The 19375-nt window shown below is 56.1% G+C and carries 16 protein-coding genes and 1 pseudogene; 11 read left to right on the top strand and 6 right to left on the bottom strand.

Annotated elements, in window-relative coordinates; all coding sequences use genetic code 11:
* The 5 genes and pseudogenes from AC19YT_RS24910 to AC19YT_RS24930 form a co-directional block, all read left to right on the top strand.
* Positions 1-117, top strand: a pseudogene (locus AC19YT_RS24910) (IS30 family transposase); the annotation flags it as partial.
* A 58-nt stretch (positions 118-175) separates the two neighbouring features.
* Positions 176-838 carry an iron-containing redox enzyme family protein gene (locus tag AC19YT_RS24915; RefSeq protein WP_095108797.1) on the top strand — a complete coding sequence of 221 codons (663 nt, stop codon included), beginning with the start codon at positions 176-178 and terminating at the stop codon, positions 836-838.
* 130 nt (positions 839-968) lie between these two features.
* Positions 969-2801, top strand: coding sequence for a long-chain-acyl-CoA synthetase (locus AC19YT_RS24920; protein WP_095108798.1), 1833 nt, complete (start codon positions 969-971; stop codon positions 2799-2801).
* A gap of 167 nt (positions 2802-2968) precedes the next feature.
* Positions 2969-3283, top strand: coding sequence for a hypothetical protein (locus AC19YT_RS24925; RefSeq protein WP_095109002.1), 315 nt, complete (start codon positions 2969-2971; stop codon positions 3281-3283).
* Positions 3283-3573 (top strand): helix-turn-helix domain-containing protein, encoded by a 291-nt coding sequence (locus tag AC19YT_RS24930; RefSeq protein ID WP_095109001.1) that lies wholly within the window; start codon positions 3283-3285, stop codon positions 3571-3573. Before AC19YT_RS24925 ends, AC19YT_RS24930 begins: the two co-directional genes overlap by 1 nt.
* A 12-nt stretch (positions 3574-3585) precedes the next feature.
* On the opposite strand, the gene pdxR is transcribed toward AC19YT_RS24930, so the two are convergent.
* A complete protein-coding gene (gene pdxR / locus AC19YT_RS24935; protein ID WP_500611203.1) occupies positions 3586-5085 on the bottom strand; it encodes a MocR-like pyridoxine biosynthesis transcription factor PdxR in 1500 nt (499 codons plus the stop codon).
* Positions 5086-5189: 104 nt separating this feature from the next.
* Here pdxR and serC point away from each other — a divergent pair, with 104 nt between their 5' ends.
* From serC to glyA, 4 genes are all read left to right on the top strand, one after another.
* A complete protein-coding gene (gene serC, locus AC19YT_RS24940; protein ID WP_500611204.1) occupies positions 5190-6272 on the top strand; it encodes a 3-phosphoserine/phosphohydroxythreonine transaminase in 1083 nt (360 codons plus the stop codon).
* Positions 6273-6395: 123 nt separating this feature from the next.
* Complete coding sequence (locus AC19YT_RS24945) at positions 6396-7625, top strand: benzoate/H(+) symporter BenE family transporter (RefSeq protein ID WP_500599567.1); 1230 nt, start codon at positions 6396-6398, stop codon at positions 7623-7625.
* A complete protein-coding gene (locus AC19YT_RS24950) occupies positions 7625-8437 on the top strand; it encodes a YggS family pyridoxal phosphate-dependent enzyme (RefSeq protein WP_500611205.1) in 813 nt (270 codons plus the stop codon). The genes AC19YT_RS24945 and AC19YT_RS24950 overlap by 1 nt, the downstream gene beginning before the upstream one ends.
* Positions 8438-8465: 28 nt before the next feature.
* The gene (glyA, locus tag AC19YT_RS24955; protein ID WP_500611206.1) at positions 8466-9731 is read left to right on the top strand and encodes a serine hydroxymethyltransferase; all 1266 of its coding nucleotides are present in this window, start codon (positions 8466-8468) and stop codon (positions 9729-9731) included.
* A 120-nt stretch (positions 9732-9851) separates the two neighbouring features.
* On the opposite strand, the gene AC19YT_RS24960 is transcribed toward glyA, so the two are convergent.
* Positions 9852-10181 carry a hypothetical protein gene (locus AC19YT_RS24960; protein WP_095108804.1) on the bottom strand — a complete coding sequence of 110 codons (330 nt, stop codon included), beginning with the start codon at positions 10179-10181 and terminating at the stop codon, positions 9852-9854.
* 629 nt (positions 10182-10810) lie between these two features.
* Positions 10811-12856, bottom strand: a complete 2046-nt coding sequence (locus tag AC19YT_RS24965; RefSeq protein WP_500611207.1) for a P-loop ATPase, Sll1717 family — start codon at positions 12854-12856, stop codon at positions 10811-10813.
* 659 nt (positions 12857-13515) lie between these two features.
* On the opposite strand from AC19YT_RS24965, the gene AC19YT_RS24970 reads away from it, so the two are divergent.
* Positions 13516-14799 (top strand): ATP-binding protein, encoded by a 1284-nt coding sequence (locus AC19YT_RS24970; protein WP_500611208.1) that lies wholly within the window; start codon positions 13516-13518, stop codon positions 14797-14799.
* Between the two features lie 250 nt (positions 14800-15049).
* Positions 15050-15562 (top strand): hypothetical protein, encoded by a 513-nt coding sequence (locus AC19YT_RS24975; RefSeq protein WP_500611209.1) that lies wholly within the window; start codon positions 15050-15052, stop codon positions 15560-15562.
* Between the two features lie 228 nt (positions 15563-15790).
* On the opposite strand, the gene AC19YT_RS24980 is transcribed toward AC19YT_RS24975, so the two are convergent.
* The 3 genes from AC19YT_RS24980 to AC19YT_RS24990 form a co-directional block, all read right to left on the bottom strand.
* Positions 15791-16066: a hypothetical protein gene (locus AC19YT_RS24980; RefSeq protein WP_500611210.1), complete on the bottom strand. Its 276-nt coding sequence runs from the start codon at positions 16064-16066 to the stop codon at positions 15791-15793.
* Positions 16063-17043 (bottom strand): integrase domain-containing protein, encoded by a 981-nt coding sequence (locus tag AC19YT_RS24985; protein ID WP_500611211.1) that lies wholly within the window; start codon positions 17041-17043, stop codon positions 16063-16065. The genes AC19YT_RS24980 and AC19YT_RS24985 overlap by 4 nt, the downstream gene beginning before the upstream one ends.
* Before the next feature lie 905 nt (positions 17044-17948).
* Positions 17949-19277, bottom strand: a complete 1329-nt coding sequence (locus AC19YT_RS24990; protein ID WP_500611212.1) for a tyrosine-type recombinase/integrase — start codon at positions 19275-19277, stop codon at positions 17949-17951.
* Positions 19278-19375 lie beyond the last annotated feature (98 nt).

Raw genomic sequence — 19375 nt, forward strand, 5'->3', positions numbered from 1 at the left:
ACCGTCGAAGCCGTCAATCGGACAGTAGCGAGGATCAATCTACGCCCGCGCAAGCGCTTGGGCTGGAAGACGCCGTACGAAGTGCATACAGGGGTGAGCGTTGCACTTATGTGTTGAATTCAGGCCCTAAAAAGTGTCATGAACGATTCATCAACCCGCCAAGGAAGAAAGTGAAATGACTGAAGTTACCGAGTTCCGCAAAGAGCTGAAAGCCGTCTGTGATGAAGAGTGGGCCAAGATCAAATCCGGCCGTTTCTTCCAGATGATGAAACGCCCTGAATTGCAGCGTGATCTTTACGTCAAATCGATTGTTCAGGTGTACCACTACACCAAGAACAACGCGATCAACCAAGCGGTGGCGTGCTGGAACGAGGACCACAAGAAAGTGGGCCTGCTGCGCTTTGCGATGAAGCATGCGTATGAAGAACTGGGCCATGAAAACATGGCGTACAACGACCTGATCGCCATTGGCGTCGACCCGGCCGAGTTCGAAAAACCCATGTTGCCGGCCACCGAGGCGTTTTATGGCTACTTGGATTTCGTCTCTGTGTGCCGCGGCATCATCCCGCGTCTGGGCTACAGCTTCTGGGCCGAAGACAGCTACGAGCACCTTGAGCCGCTGATGGACGTGTGCAAGAACGGCCTCAAACTGACTGACCAGCAACTGACCTTCTTTGTGGCTCACGCCATCATCGACGAAAAACACTCCGCCGAAGTCAACGCCGCCATCGACCGTTGGGTCGAGACCGACGAAGAGAAAGCGGCAGTGATGCAAGTGGCGCGCACCACCGTGTACCTGATGGGCAAGATCCTGGAGTCGGTCGCCGACGAGTTCTAAGCTGCGCCGCCCCGCGCAGGCCTGCTTGCGCGGGGCGTTTTTACATGGCGTACACAGAATAAAAACGATGCGTTGGCCGGGACTTGTTGCGTGTGCCCGGCGGGAACGGATCAACCCATGAGGAGGTGCCATGAGTAGCAATAGCGACATGATTACCTGGGGCATGATGCTGCGTAAGATCCCCTCCATCACCCGCGCCATTCCCCGGCTCATCAAGGGTGTCAACGTCACCAAGCTCAAACCCGACCAGCCCTGCGGCCTGGGCTGGGCCTTCGAGCAAGCGGTGCAGCGCAACCCCCACGGCCCGGCGTTGCTCTACAAGGAATGCCGTTTCAGCTACGAACAGGTCAACCAATGGGCCAACCGAATCGCCCATTACCTGCTGGCCCGTGGCCTGAAAAAAGGCGATGTGGTAGGCATCTTCATCGAAAACCGCCCGGAACTGCTGGTCAGCGTCCTGGCCGTGAGCAAGATCGGCGGCATCTGCGCCATGCTCAACACCTCGCAAACCCACAACGTGCTGATCCACAGCCTGAACCTGGTCAACCCGGCGGCCATCATCGTCGGCGAAGAACTGGTCGAGGCGTTCGACGCCGTGCGCAACGAGGTGGCCATCGACGAGCTGAACACTTTTTTTCTCGCCGACACCGACACCACCCGTGACCCGGGCATCGCCCCCGAGGGCTACGTCAACCTGACCCGGGTCAGCGAAGAACACGCCACGAGCAACCCCGTGACCACCGGCCAGGTGTACTTCGACGACGCCTGTTTCTACATCTACACCTCCGGCACCACCGGGTTGCCCAAGGCCGGTGTGTTCAAACACGGGCGCTGGATGAAGGCCTACGGCAGCTTCGGCATGATCGCCCTGGACATGCGCCCCGACGACATCGTCTATTGCACCTTGCCGCTGTACCACGGCACCGGGTTGTGCGTGAGCTGGGGCTCGGCGCTGGCCGGCGCATCGGGGTTCGCCATCCGCCGCAAATTCAGCGCCAGCCAGTTCTGGGATGACGCGCGCAAGTTCAAGGCCACCACCATTTGCTATGTCGGCGAGCTGTGCCGCTACCTGCTCGACACCCCGCCCGCGCCCAACGACGCCGACAACCCGGTGGTGAAAATGATCGGCAACGGCCTGCGCCCCGGCGTGTGGACCGACTTCAAGGCGCGTTTCAAGATCGAGCGCATCTGCGAGTTGTACGCCGCCAGCGACGGCAATATCGGTTTCACCAATATCCTCAATTTCGACAACACCATCGGCTTTGCCCTGAACGCCTGGTCACTGGTGGAATACGAACACGACACCGGCGAGCCACGGCGTAACGCGAACGGTTTCATGCAGAAAGTCGCCAAGGGCGGCCAGGGCCTGTTGCTGGCCAAGATCGACGACAACGCGCCGTTCGACGGCTACACCGACCCGGAAAAAAACAAAAAGGTGATCCTCTACGACGTGTTCGAGAAGGGCGACCGCTACTTCAACAGCGGTGACCTGATCCGCGACATCGGTTTTGGCCACGCCCAGTTTGTCGATCGCCTGGGCGATACCTACCGCTGGAAGGGCGAGAACGTCTCCACCACCGAAGTCGAAAACATCATGGTGCAGCACCCGCACATCGCCGAAGCCGTGGCCTACGGCGTGGAAATCCGCAACACCAACGGCCGCGCCGGCATGGCTGCCATCACCCCGGCGGCGCCCCTGGAACACCTGGACTTTTGCGAGTTGCTGCGCTTCGTAAAAAGCCAGATGCCGCACTACGCGGTGCCGATGTTCCTGCGTATCAAGACCCGCATGGAAACCACCGGCACCTTCAAGTACCAGAAAACCAAGCTCAAGGCCGAAGCCTTCGACCCCAGCCAGACCGGCGAAGACCCGGTGTACGCCTGGCTGCCCGGCTCCGAGACGTACGTGCCGGTGACGCAGCAGGTGCTTGAGGACATTCACGGGGGCAAGTTCCGCTACTGAACGCTGCTGGGTGTGAGGCGAACAACAAGGCTTGCAGGGATGCGGGCCTTTTTGTTGGGGGCAGAAGAGGCGAATGACTTTGCAACGAAATACCGTTTATCCACAGATTGCCCGATTGGCGGCGGCGGGCTAGCGTTGTATACGTCATTGGCGTATAGATGGGCAAAATGTTATTTATCGAATCCCCGGTTTTTACAGAAGACGTGAATGAGCTTCTCAGTGACGACAGTTACGCGCAGTTCCAGGCGTTTCTGGCCGTTCATCCCACGGCGGGCGATGTGATCCAGGGGACAAATGGATTGCGCAAAATTCGTTGGGTTTCACGTGCCTCAGGCAAGCGTGGCGGGGTCAGGGTGATCTATTACCATCTCTCGTTGGCGTGCCAGATTCGCCTGATTCTCATCTACCGTAAGGGGCTCAAGGACGATCTATCGGCAAGGGAAAAGAGCGTGTTGAGTGAATTAAACAAAGGGTGGAAATGATGGAGAAGAATCTCTTTAACCGTCTGGTCGAAAGCATGACCCAGATGGACGAGATTGATCGCGGCGCGCGCGCGCCCTCGCGCGAATTTCATATCGATGCGCTGCAGATAAAAATGATCCGCAAGGCTACGGGCCTGTCCCAGGCTCGCTTTGCCAAAGCCATCGATGTGCCTGTGGCAACGTTGCAGAACTGGGAACAGGGCCGACGAGAACCAGAAGGCCCGGCGCGCGCCTTGTTGCGGGCGATTCATAACGACCCGGCGCATGTGCTGGCGGCACTTGAGTACTGACAGGGTCGCGCTTTACCCCTTACGCAACACCCGCGCCAACCGCTGCACCGCCGTGTCGATCTCATGGGCGGTCATGGACGAATAGCCCAGCAACCAACCCTGTTGCCGGGCCTCGCCGGCGTATAGGCGGCTCAGCCCCGAGAGTTGCAGGCCGGCGCTGGCGGCTTGGCGCAGGGTCTTTTCCTCCGACCAGCCTTGGGCGAGCAGGCAGGGGATCTGCAAACCGCCCTGGGGGCGCAGGGCGGTGGCGATGCCGCCCAGGTGTTGGCCGATGGCGGCGAGCATGGTTTCCCGACGCCCGGCGTAGAGCTTGCGCATGGCCCGCACATGGGCGTTGTAGTGGCCGTCCTCCATAAAGCGCGCCAGGGTCAGTTGCAGGATTTGCGGGGTGTGGCCGTCCATGATGCTGCGCGCGTAGGTGAAGGGTTTGACCAGCTCCTGGGGCAGCACCATGTAGCCCATGCGCAGGCCCGGGTAGAGGGTTTTGCTGAAGGTGCCGAGGTAGATCGTGCGCTGGTACGGGTCCAGGCCCTGCACGCAAGCCGTAGGCAGGCCGTCGTAGTGGAACTCGCTGTCGTAGTCGTCCTCGATGATCCATTTGCTCTGTTCGGCGGCCCAGCGGATCAGCTCCAGGCGCCGCTCCAGCGGCAGGGTCGCGCCGGTGGGGTATTGATGGGACGGCGTCACGTAGACACAGGGCGCGCCGCTGCGGTCGGCTTGCAGCAGGTCGGTGCGGATGCCCTGCTCATCGACGTCGATGGGCACGACGCGGGTCTCGGCAGTCTCGAAGGCTTTTTTCGCGCCGAAGTAGCCGGGGTTTTCCAGCAGGATCGGTTTGCCCGCGTCCACCAGCAATTGGGCGCAGAGGAACAACGCCTGGCGCGTGCTGCTCAGGATCAGCACCTGCTCGGCGCTGCACTTGGCCCCGCGTTCCAGGTTCAGGTAGGTGGCGATGGCCTTGCGCAGCGGCGCGGCGCCTTGCGGGTCGCCGTGCAGCAGGATGGTGGCGCGGTAGTCCTTCATGGCCTGGCGTTGCAGGCGTTCCCAGACATCGGTAGGAAAACTGCGGGTTTCCGGCAGGCCGGTGGCAAAGGCCTTGAGCACCTGCTGGTCGCTGACGCCGCCGCTGTCGAAGATCATCCGCCCGCGCCGGCTCAGGCCGGTGCCGGGCTCGGCGGCGTCGCGGCGGCTGTCCTGGCGTTTGAGGCGTTGGCGTGCCGCGCCGCGCAACTGGGCGCCCACGGTTTCGCAGACGTAACTGCCCGAGCCCTCGCGGCGCACGATGAAACCGTCGCGGTGCAATTGCCCGTAGGCGTTTTCAACGGTGTCGCGGGCAATGCCCAAGGACTTGGCCAAGGCCCGGGTCGCGGGCAGTTTCAGGCCCGGGCCGAGGGCGCCTTCGATGATGAGCGCACGCAGGGCCCGCTGAATTCGCTGGTGCAGGTCAAGCAGCGCGAACTCGGCATCGTTGAGGCGGATCTTGAGGGTTTCGAGCTCGAAGGTCTTTGCCATGTGGTCTGCCCAACCTGAATAAATTGGCCTGAAAAGGCAGGCCAGTCTATCCGTAGACTCTGCCCCTCGCCACCGGGCGAGCCGTGAGTGGAGGAGGGGCGGGCATGGCAAGGTCACATAACTTCAGCGCGGGGCCGACCGCGTTACCTTTGAGTGTGCTGGAGCAGGCGCACGGAGAATTCTTCGACTTCGCCGGCAGCGGTATGTCGGTGATGGAAATCAGCCATCGCTCGGACCTGTTCATGGAACTGGCCTACCGCGCCGAACAAGACCTACGCGCGCTGCTGCATGTGCCTACGCACTATCAGGTGTTGTTCGTGCAGGGCGGCGCCTCGCTGCAATTTGCCCAGGTGCCGATGAACCTGATGGGCACGAAGGGCAGTGCGGACTACCTGCACACCGGGCTCTGGTCGGGCAAGGCGATCCAGGTTGCGCGGCGCTTCGGTGACGTGCGCATCGCCGCCAGCAGCCAGGAGAGCGATTTTGACCGCATCCCCGGCGCCGCACAGTGGCAGCTCAACCCGCAGGCCGCGTACCTGCATTACACCGAGAACGAGACGGTGCACGGCGTGCAGTTCGCCGCCCCCCCCGAGGCCGGCGTGCCGCTGGTCTGCGATGCCTGTTCCAGCCTGCTGTCCAAACCCATCGATGTCGCCGGCCATGGCCTGATCTACGCCGCCGCGCAAAAGAATATGGGTGCGGCCGGGTTGAGCGTGGTGATAGTCGATGAGGCATTGCTCGACACCGCGTTGGCGTGTACCCCCGAAATCCTCAATTACGCCCACATCGCCCGGGCGCGTTCGATGCTCAATACGCCGCCGACCTTCGCCTGGTACCTCACCGGGCTGACTTTGCAGTGGCTGCGCCGCAGGGGCGGAATCGAGGCCATCCACCAGACCAATCTGGCCAAGGCGCGTGTGCTCTACGCCTGCATCGATGGCAGCGACGGCTTCTACCGCAACCGCGTGCAGGCGCCGTTTCGTTCGATCAACAACGTGCCGTTCGCCCTGGCCGATGCGGCCCTGGAGGCGGACTTCTTGCGCCAGGCCAACCTGCGCGGGCTCAAGGGCCTCAAGGGCCATGCCTCGGTCGGTGGCCTGCGCGCCAGCCTCTACAACGCGGTGACACTGGCGGCGGTCGAGGCCTTGAGCGAATTCATGCAGGACTTCGCCCGCCCACACGGCTAGGCCTGTCGTGAATTGGTCTGGTCAGTGTGCCAAAAGTGCCTGGGCTAGGCAGGCCATTACCGCGTTATAAATCGTCATTCCGTCGAGGCCCGTCGCCTCGTTTTGCCTGGAGCCCACGCCATCATGTCTTCTTCCGCCTCCCGCTCCCCCGTGCGTTTGCGCGACCTGGTGCACCCGGTTGTCGCCGGGTTGATTTCGGTCATCGTCAACTATGGTGGCACGTTCATTCTGGTGTTCCAGGCTGCCAAGGTCGCGGGGTTGAGCCCCGAGCTGACCGCCTCGTGGGTGTGGTCGGTGTCCATGGGTGTGGGCATCACCGGGTTGGTGCTCAGTTGGGTGTCCCGCGAGCCGATCATTACCGCGTGGTCGACGCCGGCGGCGGCATTCCTGGTGGTCGCCCTGAGCACCACGCCCTACGCCGAGGCGGTGGGCGCGTACATGATCTCGGCGGCGGCGTTCGTGTTGCTGGGCTTGTCGGGTTGCTTTGAAAAAGTTATCCGTTTGATCCCGCCGGGGGTGGCCGCCGGTTTGCTGGCCGGCATCCTGTTGCAGTTCGGCATCGGCGCCTTTGGCGGTTTGAGCGTCGATCCGCTGCTGGCCGGGGTGTTGATTGGCGCTTACCTGATCCTCAAGCGCTTTAGCGCCCGCTACGCGGTGGTGGGCATCCTGGCCCTGGGGCTGGCGTTGTTGTTGGCGGGCGGGCGGGTTGATCTGTCGGGGCTGAGCCTGCAACTGGCGAGCCCGGTATTCACGATGCCCGGGTTCTCCCTCAACGCCTTGCTCAGCGTGGCGCTGCCGCTGTTCCTGATTACCCTGACCGGCCAGTACATGCCGGGCATGCTGGTGCTGCGCAACGACGGCTTCAGCACCAGCGCCAACCCCATCGTCACCCTCACCGGCTTCGGCTCGCTGCTGATGGCACCGTTCGGCTCCCATGCGTTCAACATCGCGGCGATCACGGCCGCCATCTGCACCGGCAAAGAGGCCCACGAAGAGCCCTCCAAACGCTGGATCGCCGGGGTGGCGGCGGGGGTGTTCTATATGCTCGTTGGCATCTTCGGCGTGACGCTGGCGGCGGTGTTCATGGCCTTCCCGGCAACCTTCATCACCACCCTGGCCGGCCTTGCGCTGTTGGGCACCATCGGCGCGAGCCTGGCCGGGGCCATGGCCGATACCAAATCCCGCGAGGCATCGTTGGTTACCTTCCTGGCCGCCGCCGCCAACATCACGTTGTTCGGCATCGGCGGCGCGTTCTGGGGGCTGGTGATCGGGTTGTTCGCCTACGTCGTGCTCAACGGCCGTTTGCCGCGCCGCGAGCCCGCCCCTGCCACCCGCGAAGGAGCCGCCAACTGATGCCTAGCCCAACTGATGAAACACTGCATCAACAGCACGGCCGTTATCCGCAGGCCAACAGCGTCGAGGACTTTCGCCGCAACCTGGCCGCCGTGCAGCAGCGCATCGCCGCCGCCTGCGCCCGCGTGGGCCGCGACCCGGCCAGCGTACGCCTGCTGCCGGTGAGCAAAACCTTTGACGAGGCCCACTTACGCCTGGCCTATGCGGCGGGTTGTCGGCTGCTGGGGGAAAACAAAGTGCAGGAGGCGCAACGCAAGTGGGAGGCCATGGCCGACCTGAGCGACCTGCGCTGGTCGGTGATTGGCCACCTGCAAACCAACAAGGCCCGGCAAGTGGCGCGGTTTGCGTCCGAGTTCCAGGCACTGGACAGCCTGCGCGTCGCCCAGGAACTGGACCGGCGCCTGCACAGCGAGGGGCGGCAGTTGGACGTGTTCGTCCAGGTCAACACCTCGGGCGAGGCGAGCAAATACGGCTTGGCGCCGGAGCAGGTTGGCCAATTCCTACAAGCCTTGCCCGGGTTTCCCGCGCTACGGGTGCGGGGGCTGATGACGTTGGCGCTGTTTTCGGCCGATGTCGCGCGGGTGCGCCCGTGCTTCGTGCGTTTGCGCGAACTGCGCGAGCGCTTGCGCCAGGACGCCCCGGCCGAGGTGGGCCTGGACGAACTGTCCATGGGCATGTCTGGCGATTTTGAAGTCGCCATCGAAGAGGGCGCCACCGTGGTGCGGGTCGGCCAAGCCATCTTCGGCGCCCGGGCCATGCCGGATTCCTATTACTGGCCGACGGCGGACGCCCGCCCCGTTGGCCATGACTGATGCTTTTTCTCTACAGGACGCCAACGCTATGTACGACTCATCCCTGAAACTTGAAGACTTCGACGCCGAGCTATGTAAGGCGATTCATAACGAAGAACACCGCCAGGAAGATCACGTCGAACTGATCGCCTCCGAGAACTACGCCAGCCCCTTGGTCATGGCGGTGCAGAACTCGGTGTTCACCAACAAGTACGCCGAAGGTTGCCCGGGCAAGCGCTACTACAGCGGCTGCGAGTACGTAGACGTTGCCGAGCGCCTCGCCATCGAGCGGGTGTGCCAGTTGTTCGATTGCGACTACGCCAACGTCCAGCCCCACGCCGGCGCCCAGGCCAACGCGGCGGTGTTCCTGGCCCTCATCAACCCCGGCGACACCGTGATGGGCATGAACCTGGCCCAGGGTGGCCACCTCACCCACGGCAACCCGTCCAACTTCTCCGGCCGCCACTACCACATCGTGCCCTACGGCCTCGACCCACAAACCGGGCTGATCGATTACGACGAGATGGAGCGAATCGCCCTGCAAACCCGGCCGAAAATGCTGATTGGTGGCTTCTCCGCCTATTCGCGCTACAAGGATTGGGCACGCATGCGGGAAATTGCCGACAAGGTTGGGGCGATTTTCTGGGTGGATATGGCCCACGTCGCCGGCCTGGTGGCGGCGGGCGAATACCCCAACCCGCTGCCCCACGCCCACGTGGTCACCAGCACCACCCACAAAACCCTGCGCGGCCCGCGTGGCGGCTTGATCCTGTCCAAGGGCCAGGACGCAGCGTTCAACAAGAAGCTCGACTCGGCGGTGTTCCCCGGCGTCCAGGGTGGCCCGCTGATGCACCAGATCGCCGCCAAGGCAGTGGCCTTCAAAGAGGCGCTGGCGCCCGAGTTCAAAACCTACCAGCAGCAAATCGTGGTCAACGCCCGGGCCATGGTCGCCGTGCTGCAACAGCGCGGCTACACCATCGTCTCCGGCGGCACCGACAACCACATGATGCTCATCGACCTGTCCGCCAAACCCTACACCGGCAAAGACGCCGACGCGGCCCTGAGCAACGCCTACATCACCGCCAACAAAAACTCCGTGCCCAACGACCCGCGCTCACCCTTCGTCACCTCGGGCCTGCGCATCGGCACCCCGGCCGTCACCACCCGCGGCTTCACCGCCCTCGAATGCGAGCAACTGGCCGGCTGGCTCTGCGACGTCCTCGACACCCTGGAAAACGGCGGCACCGAACACGTCACCCAACGGGTGCGCGAACAAGTGGTCGCCCTGTGCCGCCGGCACCCGGTCTATCGCTGAAGCCACCGGGCAAACGAACACAAAAAAGGCCTGCTAGGCGCAGGCCTTTTTTGCCGAGTTCTACTTATGGCAGCCCATCCAAACAGAACGGTTTCGAAGCCTGTTTGGATGGGCAGGATATTAGGGCTGTGCGTTGGTTTGCTTTGGGCATTTTAAAAGCCAGAACAGTGTGAGCACCGTCGGCCAAAACAACGTATTGAGGATGTCATGGACGCCTGCCTGCCAGCGCCAGTACCCGAGGCTGACGATATCGTCCCGCCGATCTAGCCACTCGCCAGCACCCGCAAGGGCGAAAACAACCAGCCAACCCACGTAAGGCCTACCTCTTCGGACGACGGCCATCAATGTCAAATAGACCGTCAGCCCCACATAGATATGCAGCGCGTCTTTCGACAGCCCAGTTGCCGACACAATAAACAACTTGATGCTTTGTGCGGTTGAGGTGTCCATACCCACTCATCCTCCGTACACCCGTGCCAGGTTTGGCTTCCATCCGCGTAACGTTAAACCAATCAAGATGGCGAACCAGTGCGCAGCACCCCGTTTCTGCCGAATGACCTGGCCCCTGCCGCCACCCCACAAGCCCCTAAAACGAAAAAACCCGCCAAGAGGCGGGTTTTTCGGGGGTTCCAGAGATTTTGAAAGCTTTCTCTGGAACCTTGTATGGTGCGGCACCAGACGAACGGTAGTGGTCGGCGGGGCTAGATTTTCTGCGGGTCTGGAAGTCTGTGGAAAATTTGGCGTACCCCGACAAGTAACTATAAATAAATCAGCTAGTTATGGCGTTCGGTGGAATCGAATTCGGGATTTTTTAGATGTGAGCACATTGTCGGTCTGTAAGTAATTCAGAGCCGCATACGAATGGTAACCCCCCTGAATTTGAACGTTGTCGATCATATTTTTCGTAGAGAATAGGCAGAAACCCGCCAAAAGCTGCCGTGGCGACAGGCAGCAGACGGCCAAAAGTAGTCGGTCAGATGTGTGCAAGAAATTGGGGGCGATTCAGAGAGCGGCCGGGAGCAACCGGCTAGAACGTCAAAGATTTGCACTAATTTAGACACCGTTTTTTCTTCCGCTGTCTATGATATCTGGCGAATCGTTTGATCATATCTGTCTTGTAAGTGTGATTCCTTGAAAGCCCCCTTGATTGCTTGGCGTAGAAAAACCTCCAAGTCTTTCTGCGTCAACAACACAACCAGTCCTGATTTGTTTCGGTTTATTATGTTAGAGATGTGACGATAATAACTGTTTTTTACCTCCTCGCCACGGAAGGCAAGGATACCAAATCGTCCAAAAGTGTCATTAAGATAATAGTTGATCTGATGAAAATCACTTGCGCTTAGGTCTTCGTAGTTTTTACACTCCCATACGACTTGGGTAGAACCGTATTTATTCCTTATGACTTCCCAAAAACCGTCAGGCGCTCGGTTTGACGCTATCCAATCACGTATTGAGGCGCCATCGTGACTTCGCTCGTGTGGTTGAACATTCGTCAAAGACCGAAAGAAACAAAGTTTTATGATATTGCCTACAATTTCTTCAAATCCAGCAGCCCCCGACGGTCCCTTGGGCAAGGTACGCAAATTATCTAATGTGTCCTGCAACGCACCTTTATAGTCGTCCAAGTTAAAGGTGTCGGGCAGCTCCTCTAAGATGCCTTCATTCTTCAGCTGCGTTTCGTCGCGCAAATCCTTCAACAGCAGTGGTTGAAGATTTAGCGCTTCGTGGTAGGTGGGATGAATATAGAATGTTGAGCTATTATCAAATGATGGCTTGGCATTTGAGTCTTTGCCAGACTCTTTATACTCCACAGTTTTTTTTCGTCGAATACCAAGAAAACCGATTCCATACAAAACTTCGACGAAACGAAAAGGCGTTGTGTAGTCGTAAAACCAACCATTGCAGTATTTGTTAATGGATTCCGTAACCAGCAACTTTTGAATAAAGTCTTCAATTGCCACCAAGGTATACTCATTACCTAAGCCAAAAAAGTACTCGAGAATTAAACTAATATTTGGATAATTCTCAGCATACTCGTCACCCAAATCCTTGAGTCTACTTGTGCTATAGCGTTTGGACGCGACATCCATGTCTGCGTCTCTAACCTTTTGGTTTCCGTGATTAATGGCTGAGTCTATTGCATAGCTAGTTAACATCAGTACATCCCGAGGCCGATGCTGACAAAGGCTCATCACCGAGGGCACGCTAGTTTTTGAGTCTTCCTCCTCGAAAAAACAATTCCATGCCTCTCCTCCTAGTTTTGGTTTAGTAGTAAAAGGCTTTACCAATCGACGCTCTACAAGCTCGGTAAGTTTTTCAGAGGACCAATCAAGAAAAACCACTGACGTCTCAAGCCTCGCAAACTCATTATCGAGGGAGCGAATTCTGTCATAGATATTTTCGCGTATGAAGACATAGGGCTTTACGTGTTGAGTTGACGCGATCAATCTAACCGTGGCATGCATCAATGCCATGAGGCATATTATAGCTGAGCCAGAACCATCCCAGGACTCATCCAGTCGATCAATTAGGATGATATAACTCATTGGTGAAGAAAATGAGATCTGATTAATTTCCGCCAGCAGGTTTTTGCTTCGACTTATCTGGCGAAGCCATAACTTATCATTGTCTTTGGTATATGCATCAAAAATCTCTTCGGTCAAATTCAAGATACGCTGATCAAAATCACAATCCTCAATCAGGCCTCTTTCTCGTCGGATAGTATCTGGCGCTTTGTCGAAACTTAAACGCCCTTCCATGACCCATACCTTGATCACCTCATCGATCAAAGCCCTTTCCATCGAGTGCATTAATGATTTGAAAGGACGCTGCCTAGTGTCTAGAAACAACTCTTGCTCTAGTGGGAGCCGTAAGAGATCAAATATCTGTGGAACAATATTGATCGTTCGGGGGAAACGCCGCTCAACTTCAAACGTAATAGCGGTTTTCCCGGCGCCGCGACGGCCTATAAAAAAACAGTTAGAGCTATCCGGATTGAGCGCAGAGAGAGTCGCCGGTGTAGTTACGAATAATTCATGATCACTTCTAATTATATCGTACTCTGCAAAAGCCTGGCCCAGCTTTACTCGTTGCAAAGCATCTTTAGGTAACTGGATTTTAGCCAAAGGTAACATCCTCGTGCTTATCAGAGACGCATATAAAGGGATAAATAGCTCTAACGCTCCGCAGCGGAGAGTAGCTGAATTCGGCGAAATCTCCATCCACGGGCGGTTATTGGCCGGATGCCAGACTCATTTTTTACCAATTCCAACGGTCTCGCTCATAAGCCGACCGTATTCAGCCTATTTTTGGCATCACGTTCTTATGAGCGTGGGTCATGTTCCGTCAACGTCGAGGTCCGCACTGGGACGATCTGTACCTGCAACCACTCCCATCTATGGGGCGATTCGGACCTCGGCAACAGGCAGAAAACGGCCATTCAATCAGTTTCCTTCCCGATGCGCTTGTTTGTTCCACATTTGAGACTCTCTGCCTCTCCTGGCTGGCGCAAGGTACACGAGGCTGGCATTATGATGGCTAAATTAGAGCGTCTCCACATCAGCGATGCTGAACAAAATAATCAAAAGGGATTTTTATGAAAAGATATTTTTTGATGTTGCAAAACTTCATGAACAATTGTTGCAGTAGTCGATTTTAGATTGCAGTTTTTCAAGAATGTTTTTTTCGAGTAATGGGTAGTGGTATCTTGAAGCTAATGCGTTACGATTAAAGTTTTTTATAAAACAAGATAGTATTTTTGTTTTTAATAATTGAGTATTTAGTAATGAGCTCACCAATAAGTGTTTATGAGGTTTTTACGCCAACCACACCGGCCAGGGCATCATTCATCGAAAGAGAGGAGGTCAATGATAAACTGGTGGAAGCTCTAATGACCCCCGGCACGCAACTGGTAGTATACGGATATTCTGGGTCGGGGAAGTCTACACTTCTGAGGAATAAACTCCGGCAGCTATATGAGCGTGAAATCACTACGCGCTGCACTTCCTTCACTAGTTTTGACCAGCTTATGCTTAGCGCTTTCGATGATCTGGACTCTTACTATATTTCTGAAAAGTTAGATAAAAAAACAAGTTCCATCTCGGCATCTGCACATTCAACGTTGGCTGCTATTAGGATTCAGCTAGCGGCGACAGCATCTAGCGAAGTATCAAATAAAAAGATCAGAGTAATCCCTCCTCAACTAACGGCCCAGAATTTGGCGAGACTGATGGGGGAAGCTAATTGCTGTTGGGTACTTGAGGATTTTCATAAAATAGATGAGGTTGAACGTACCCAGCTGTCTCAGACCATGAAAGTATTCATGGATATGGCGGATGACTACAGAAATGTAAAAGTTATTGCAATTGGTGCGGTGGATTCGGCAAGGCAAGTGGTGCAATATGATTCAGAGATGCGTACTCGTATTGCAGAAATTCATGTTCCGCTTATGGAACCTCACGAGCTTCAGGAGATCGTGAATCTTGGAACCAAACTTTTAAATATTAGATTTAGTCCGTCGCTTACAAATAAAATTAGTCATTATGCTAATGGGTTGCCTGCGATCTGCCACACGTTGTGCTTAAATATATGTCATGAAAATTCTGTCAGTCATCAGTTGACAACTCTAGTCACACTTTCCGTTGAGCATCTTGAACCTGCTTTGAACAAGTATCTATCTAATACTTCGGACTCGCTGAAAATGGCGTTTGAGGCATCATTAAAGCAAAATCGAAAAACCAAATACGCTCATTCAAAACTTATAATCCATGCATTAGCTCAGTTGGCTCAAGAAGGGGCGACAGCTGATCAGATTCTTCAAAAAGTAAAAAACAAAGAGTCAAGCTACAGCAAGAGGAATCTAACGAATGGAATCGAAAAACTATGTTTGGTTCAACCGACTCCTCTGGTTCGGTTTGATGAAAATTCTGGAAAATATTCGTTCATTGACCCACTATATCGTGCGTTTGCAATGGCATTAAATTCCGATGAGCCGAAGACTACTTTAGAGATCAGTCTGAGCAGTGTGATCGAGGCTTTACTTGCTGGCATTAATAAAAAACCAAGATAGTCTTAGGTCTGTCAGGGTAGGGCGGAAGTTCTGACTTTTTGAAACTTTTCGTGCTTGTGACCGACAACTATTGGTCAAAATTTCTGCCAGGAACGTTTGAGTCGAAAGCGAGTAATTAATGTAGGCCGAATAGTTAGTCACCTCCGAAGTAGAAGGTACCTAACACGCGATCTAGACAATATTTACTCATACTATTTGAATAAGTATGTTAACTGCCCTTAATGTGAGGGTTAGCTAAAAGGGGCTTCGGATGATCGCGGAAATTGCACCATATATCACTATATTGACAGCCATAATTGTAGCTTATTTAACATATCGAAGTCAGTTGAGGCTTAAGACTTTTGAGATGTTAATTGAGCGGCGTAACTCTGTACTGGTTGATATTGAAAAGTTTATCGGCGAGCTTTATAACGCAAATTTTGAGTTTGTTGGTGATGAAGTACCTATTGCGTCAAGAAAATACTCGCGCGAATATTTTCATGAAGGACTGATTCTGATGCATAAGATAAAAGGTTCAAATTTTGGCTCATCTGTTGATGTGCTTAACAATACATTTTGGCAAATTATTGCTAAGCCGGGCTATAATGAGCCGATAATGTCGAAAGAACAATTCAAGGACTGGGTAAGCAGAACTACAAATGTGGTGTCATTAATCTACGGACTCGCACATAGTGAGCTTACAAAAGAGCTGGAAAAAATGGCCTTACCTTGGGTTTCAAGAAAATTTAAGGCATATAAAAACAGAAAGACCATTCAGAGCTAGATCACTGTCAGCTCGGTGAATGCTTTTGGCCGATTCTGTTGAAAAAGTCGACCATGGTTTGCGCAGCAGAAAAGTATGCGTCCGAGATTGAAATCCTTACTTTCGGCAGTGGCCTCCGGACTCAGATTTCACGTAGCCGTGTGCAAAAAGGCGATTTAACCAGTCAATGACCAGGCTGTTTGGGCGAACCAACTTTTTCAACAGAATCGGCCGTTTTCTGACCTTCGTCTAGCGGTTGAACTGCCAGGGTTTTCCTAAGCGATGAGTGAGTAATTGCATGGTCAGCAAATAGTAATAGCGCGTCGACTCAGTGTGCTGGTTTAGGTGGTGATTCAAAAACCACGCAAGGTGTTTTCTCTGCCAAGTCCATGGATTGTCGCGTTGCCAGCGCTCAGCGATAGCTGTTTGGATAGCCTTCGCCTGACGAAGGTGGCGTTGACGGGTGGTGTGCGATCCGGTCAGGACGCCCGTCAGGAACAGCTCCATATCGAATGGCTTGCTCATGTTCGACCACCGATGTACGCCGATACCACGTCGATACGGCCGTGTCCGAGCTCATAGCTGATTTGTAAGCGTGCCTCTCGATCAAGGCGTGGATAGAGGCGCCTGCACCTGCCACCGTTGATAGGCGCGAGATGATGGGTGATTTGCTCATAGCGTTCGCACGCATAGGCTGCCCGCAATTCGTGGAAGCCTTTGAGGTTGTGCTTATGGAGGATATCCCGTGCGGAGCGGACGATTCCGTGCAAGAAATCGAGGTAGCGTTCGTTCGGTGCAAGCAGGTTGCGGCTACCGTCGGGCGAGACCTTTTCGGCAAACCTCAATGCGTCACGAATATGATCATGTACCGTAATCCAACGAGGTGCTGACGCGCCTGAACGGCCACCTTTGGTGCCGTCCTGGATGTTGATCTTGCCGAATTGTTCGGCTTCACGTTTTAGACGCGGAAGGTCGGCCAAAATCGCCTCGCGCAAACGCATGCCAGTAGCTCGCGCTAACTGCGCGATGGCGGCGGCGCGCAACTGCTGATGCTCGCAGAGCACGTCGACGATCCGCTTCAGGTGTTCATGGTCTTGGCCTTGGGGCACCGAGTGACGAACACTGGTGCGCCGCATTCCTAACGCCTTGCGTGGACTTGCCACCTTCACATATTGATCACCGCGAAGCGCAGCCATAGTCCGGTTCACGCTGGATAATCGATTTTGTGCAGTGGTGATGGCGAGCTCACCTTGTTCAACGTGATGACGCAGATTTCCGGCATAGTCCAACAAGGTCTGCCGATCTATCTGCCGCGCATCGTTAAACCCCGGTCCATCCTCCGACCGACACCAGCGCACAAACGCCTGCCAGCGATCACTGTGTGCTTTGACTGTCCCGTAATGCCCACCGCCAAACAGATCTTTCAATGCCTGTGGCCCGGCATAGCTCAACTGCCGACCATAGCCAAAATTGCGTCCATCTCGCCTGCCCACCAGTGCCATGACCGAACTCCTCTCGAAGCCAAAACTTTTAAAACTTTCCCCACGTCATCCCGCCAAGAATGTTGAGTGTTATCAGGGATCAAGGCCCCTGCGACCTGTGAGAGTTGTCCACTAACGCGGGACTGGCGGCTCTTTACGACCGGGAGCTTGGGCATCTCATGATCTGACCTCCTGAACACTTCCGAAGAAGTGGGCGGGTGGAGGCTGCACTGGCTGACGAGACCGGCGCCGCGAGATCCTGAGTCGGGTGAAGGCAGTGAAGCGATGACAGGGACATGCCTGACTGTCAGTCAGGTGCAGTCCATTCCGTAGGCTGCGGCACCATCATCTGCATCGCTGTTGCTGGTGACTTTTCGGTGTTTGTCACGCCGATTGTCACGAGGGGGAATGCCGCAAAGCCTTGTACGAGATGGGCTGCAGCAGCGGTACGAGCGCCCGTCTCTTTCCGAAAGAAAGAGACGGGCCCAGGTTGGCGCAAGGAAATGGCCAAGCGTATAGGTTGCTGCAGGGCAGCTATGCAAGGGGATGAGTTGCCGCAGTGGGCACATTGGTAAAAGTAGGCATCCATCACATCGCTGTGAGCGTGCGAGCCGCCGGACGCTAATCGCACTTTGGGAGAACCACCACGGTGTGGCGTAGCCTTAAAGGTTCTGGCTACCTGGGTTGCTGTCAACGACAGCACTTGCCCGATCTTTTCTACGCCTGTGGATAATTTGGGTCAAGGCTCGAATTTTCGGGAACTCTGCGGCTGTGGATGAAATTATCCACCGGTGGACATCAGTGGTTTTCCACAGACATTTGCGTGGGCTTAGATTTTTTAAGTGAGGTCCATCCAAGCAGGGCGGCTTTGCAGCCCCGCTTGGATGGACCCGCGTGGAAGGGCGGACTGCGGTGATCTCATTGGCTTACCCACGTTTGGATGCGCCACGGCTATTTTGTAGGGCAGTGATGTTGTTGCCGACTGGGTGAGCGAATTCGTGAGGCGTTACATGGCTGCTACGATTGGCATCAATGTAGTTGCTCCACCACGCCATGATCAGCCGGCGCTGCTCCAGAAATTCAGCTTTGTGGATATACGCGGCGCGTACACGGTTGCGTTCCTTGTGGCTCATTTGTCTTTCGATGGCTGCGTCGGTCCATAACCCGGACTCAAGCAGGGCGCTACAGGCCATGGTCCTGAAGCCGTGGCCGCACACGTCCTTGCTGGTGTCATAGCCGACGTTGCGGAGCATTGTGTTCACCGTGTTCTCGGACATGGGCTTCCAGTACTTGTGGTCGCCCGGTAGCACCAACTCTGAAAAGCGACTCAGGCTGCGCAGGCGCTCCAGTATTTCGATGACCTGCGGCGATAGCGGAACCATTTGAATGTCGCCGTTCATCTTGGTCCCGCGTGTGGAGTTGCGTACCCCTTCAATCGGTGCGCGCGTATCGGGGATTTCCCACATGGCGCGTTGGAAGTCGAACTCACTCCATCGAGCGAAGCGCAACTCGCTGGAGCGGACGAACACATGCAGAGTCAGCAGCACAGCAAGGCGCGTCAGCTCGCGGCCGTTGTAGTTGTCGATACGGTGTAGCAGTTCGGGTAGGCGGTTGAGGGAGAGGGCCGGGCGATGGACTGTGCGCGGCGCGTGAATCGAGCCTGCCAGATCCAGTGCAGGATTCATGGTGATCTGCCGAGCCCTTTTGGCCCCGCGCATGATGGTGGATAAGTAGTTCTGTACCCGTAACGCCACATCCATGGTGCCGCGTTCCTTGATGCGCTGGGTGATCTCTAGCAGGTCATGGGTATCGAGTTCAGCGATGGGTCGTTGGCCGATCAGCGGGAAGACGTGGGTACGCAGTCGGCTCATCACGGTTTTTGCGTGTCCTTCGGTCCAGCGACGGGACATGTCGGCGTGCCACTCCAGAGCAACGGTTTCGAAAAGCAGTGCCGCCCGTTGGGCTACGATCTTGGCCTTCTTCTTTTCTTCCATTGGGTCGAGGTTGTCGAGCAGCAACGCCTTGGCTTCGTCTCGCTTACGTCGTGCGACGGAAAGGGTAACGATGGGGTAATTGCCGATGATGAGCGTGCCTTCCTTGCCGCTGGGCTTGGTGTACTTCAAGCGCCAGGTCTTCACGCCATTGGGTTTGACGAAAAGGTACATGCCGCCGCCGTCGAACAGTTTGTAGGCGCGTTCGCGGGTTTTGGCCGTGCGGCATTGCAGGTCGCTGAGGGGGATCGCTAGACGTGGCATGGGGGTACGCGCTCCTGACCGGGAAATCGCAGTACCCCTAACATACCCTCGGGGAAGGGGGATTTTGTTGGATCCCGACAGAGGGTCCTGGAACGAAA

This window comes from Pseudomonas sp. MF08875 (genome assembly GCF_059862525.1).

Excerpts from the sequence above, each read along its gene's own strand:
- AC19YT_RS24970 (WP_500611208.1), top strand. The coding sequence starts at position 13,516 with ATGAGCTCACCAATAAGTGTTTATGAGGTTTTTACGCCAACCACACCG.
- AC19YT_RS24915 (WP_095108797.1), top strand. The coding sequence starts at position 176 with ATGACTGAAGTTACCGAGTTCCGCAAAGAGCTGAAAGCCGTCTGTGAT.
- pdxR (WP_500611203.1), bottom strand. The coding sequence starts at position 5,085 with ATGGCAAAGACCTTCGAGCTCGAAACCCTCAAGATCCGCCTCAACGAT.
- AC19YT_RS24980 (WP_500611210.1), bottom strand. The coding sequence starts at position 16,066 with ATGAGCAAGCCATTCGATATGGAGCTGTTCCTGACGGGCGTCCTGACC.
- AC19YT_RS24975 (WP_500611209.1), top strand. The coding sequence starts at position 15,050 with ATGATCGCGGAAATTGCACCATATATCACTATATTGACAGCCATAATT.
- AC19YT_RS24920 (WP_095108798.1), top strand. The coding sequence starts at position 969 with ATGAGTAGCAATAGCGACATGATTACCTGGGGCATGATGCTGCGTAAG.
- AC19YT_RS24960 (WP_095108804.1), bottom strand. The coding sequence starts at position 10,181 with ATGGACACCTCAACCGCACAAAGCATCAAGTTGTTTATTGTGTCGGCA.
- AC19YT_RS24990 (WP_500611212.1), bottom strand. The coding sequence starts at position 19,277 with ATGCCACGTCTAGCGATCCCCCTCAGCGACCTGCAATGCCGCACGGCC.
- AC19YT_RS24930 (WP_095109001.1), top strand. The coding sequence starts at position 3,283 with ATGGAGAAGAATCTCTTTAACCGTCTGGTCGAAAGCATGACCCAGATG.
- AC19YT_RS24925 (WP_095109002.1), top strand. The coding sequence starts at position 2,969 with ATGTTATTTATCGAATCCCCGGTTTTTACAGAAGACGTGAATGAGCTT.
- AC19YT_RS24985 (WP_500611211.1), bottom strand. The coding sequence starts at position 17,043 with ATGGCACTGGTGGGCAGGCGAGATGGACGCAATTTTGGCTATGGTCGG.
- serC (WP_500611204.1), top strand. The coding sequence starts at position 5,190 with ATGGCAAGGTCACATAACTTCAGCGCGGGGCCGACCGCGTTACCTTTG.
- AC19YT_RS24950 (WP_500611205.1), top strand. The coding sequence starts at position 7,625 with ATGCCTAGCCCAACTGATGAAACACTGCATCAACAGCACGGCCGTTAT.
- glyA (WP_500611206.1), top strand. The coding sequence starts at position 8,466 with ATGTACGACTCATCCCTGAAACTTGAAGACTTCGACGCCGAGCTATGT.
- AC19YT_RS24945 (WP_500599567.1), top strand. The coding sequence starts at position 6,396 with ATGTCTTCTTCCGCCTCCCGCTCCCCCGTGCGTTTGCGCGACCTGGTG.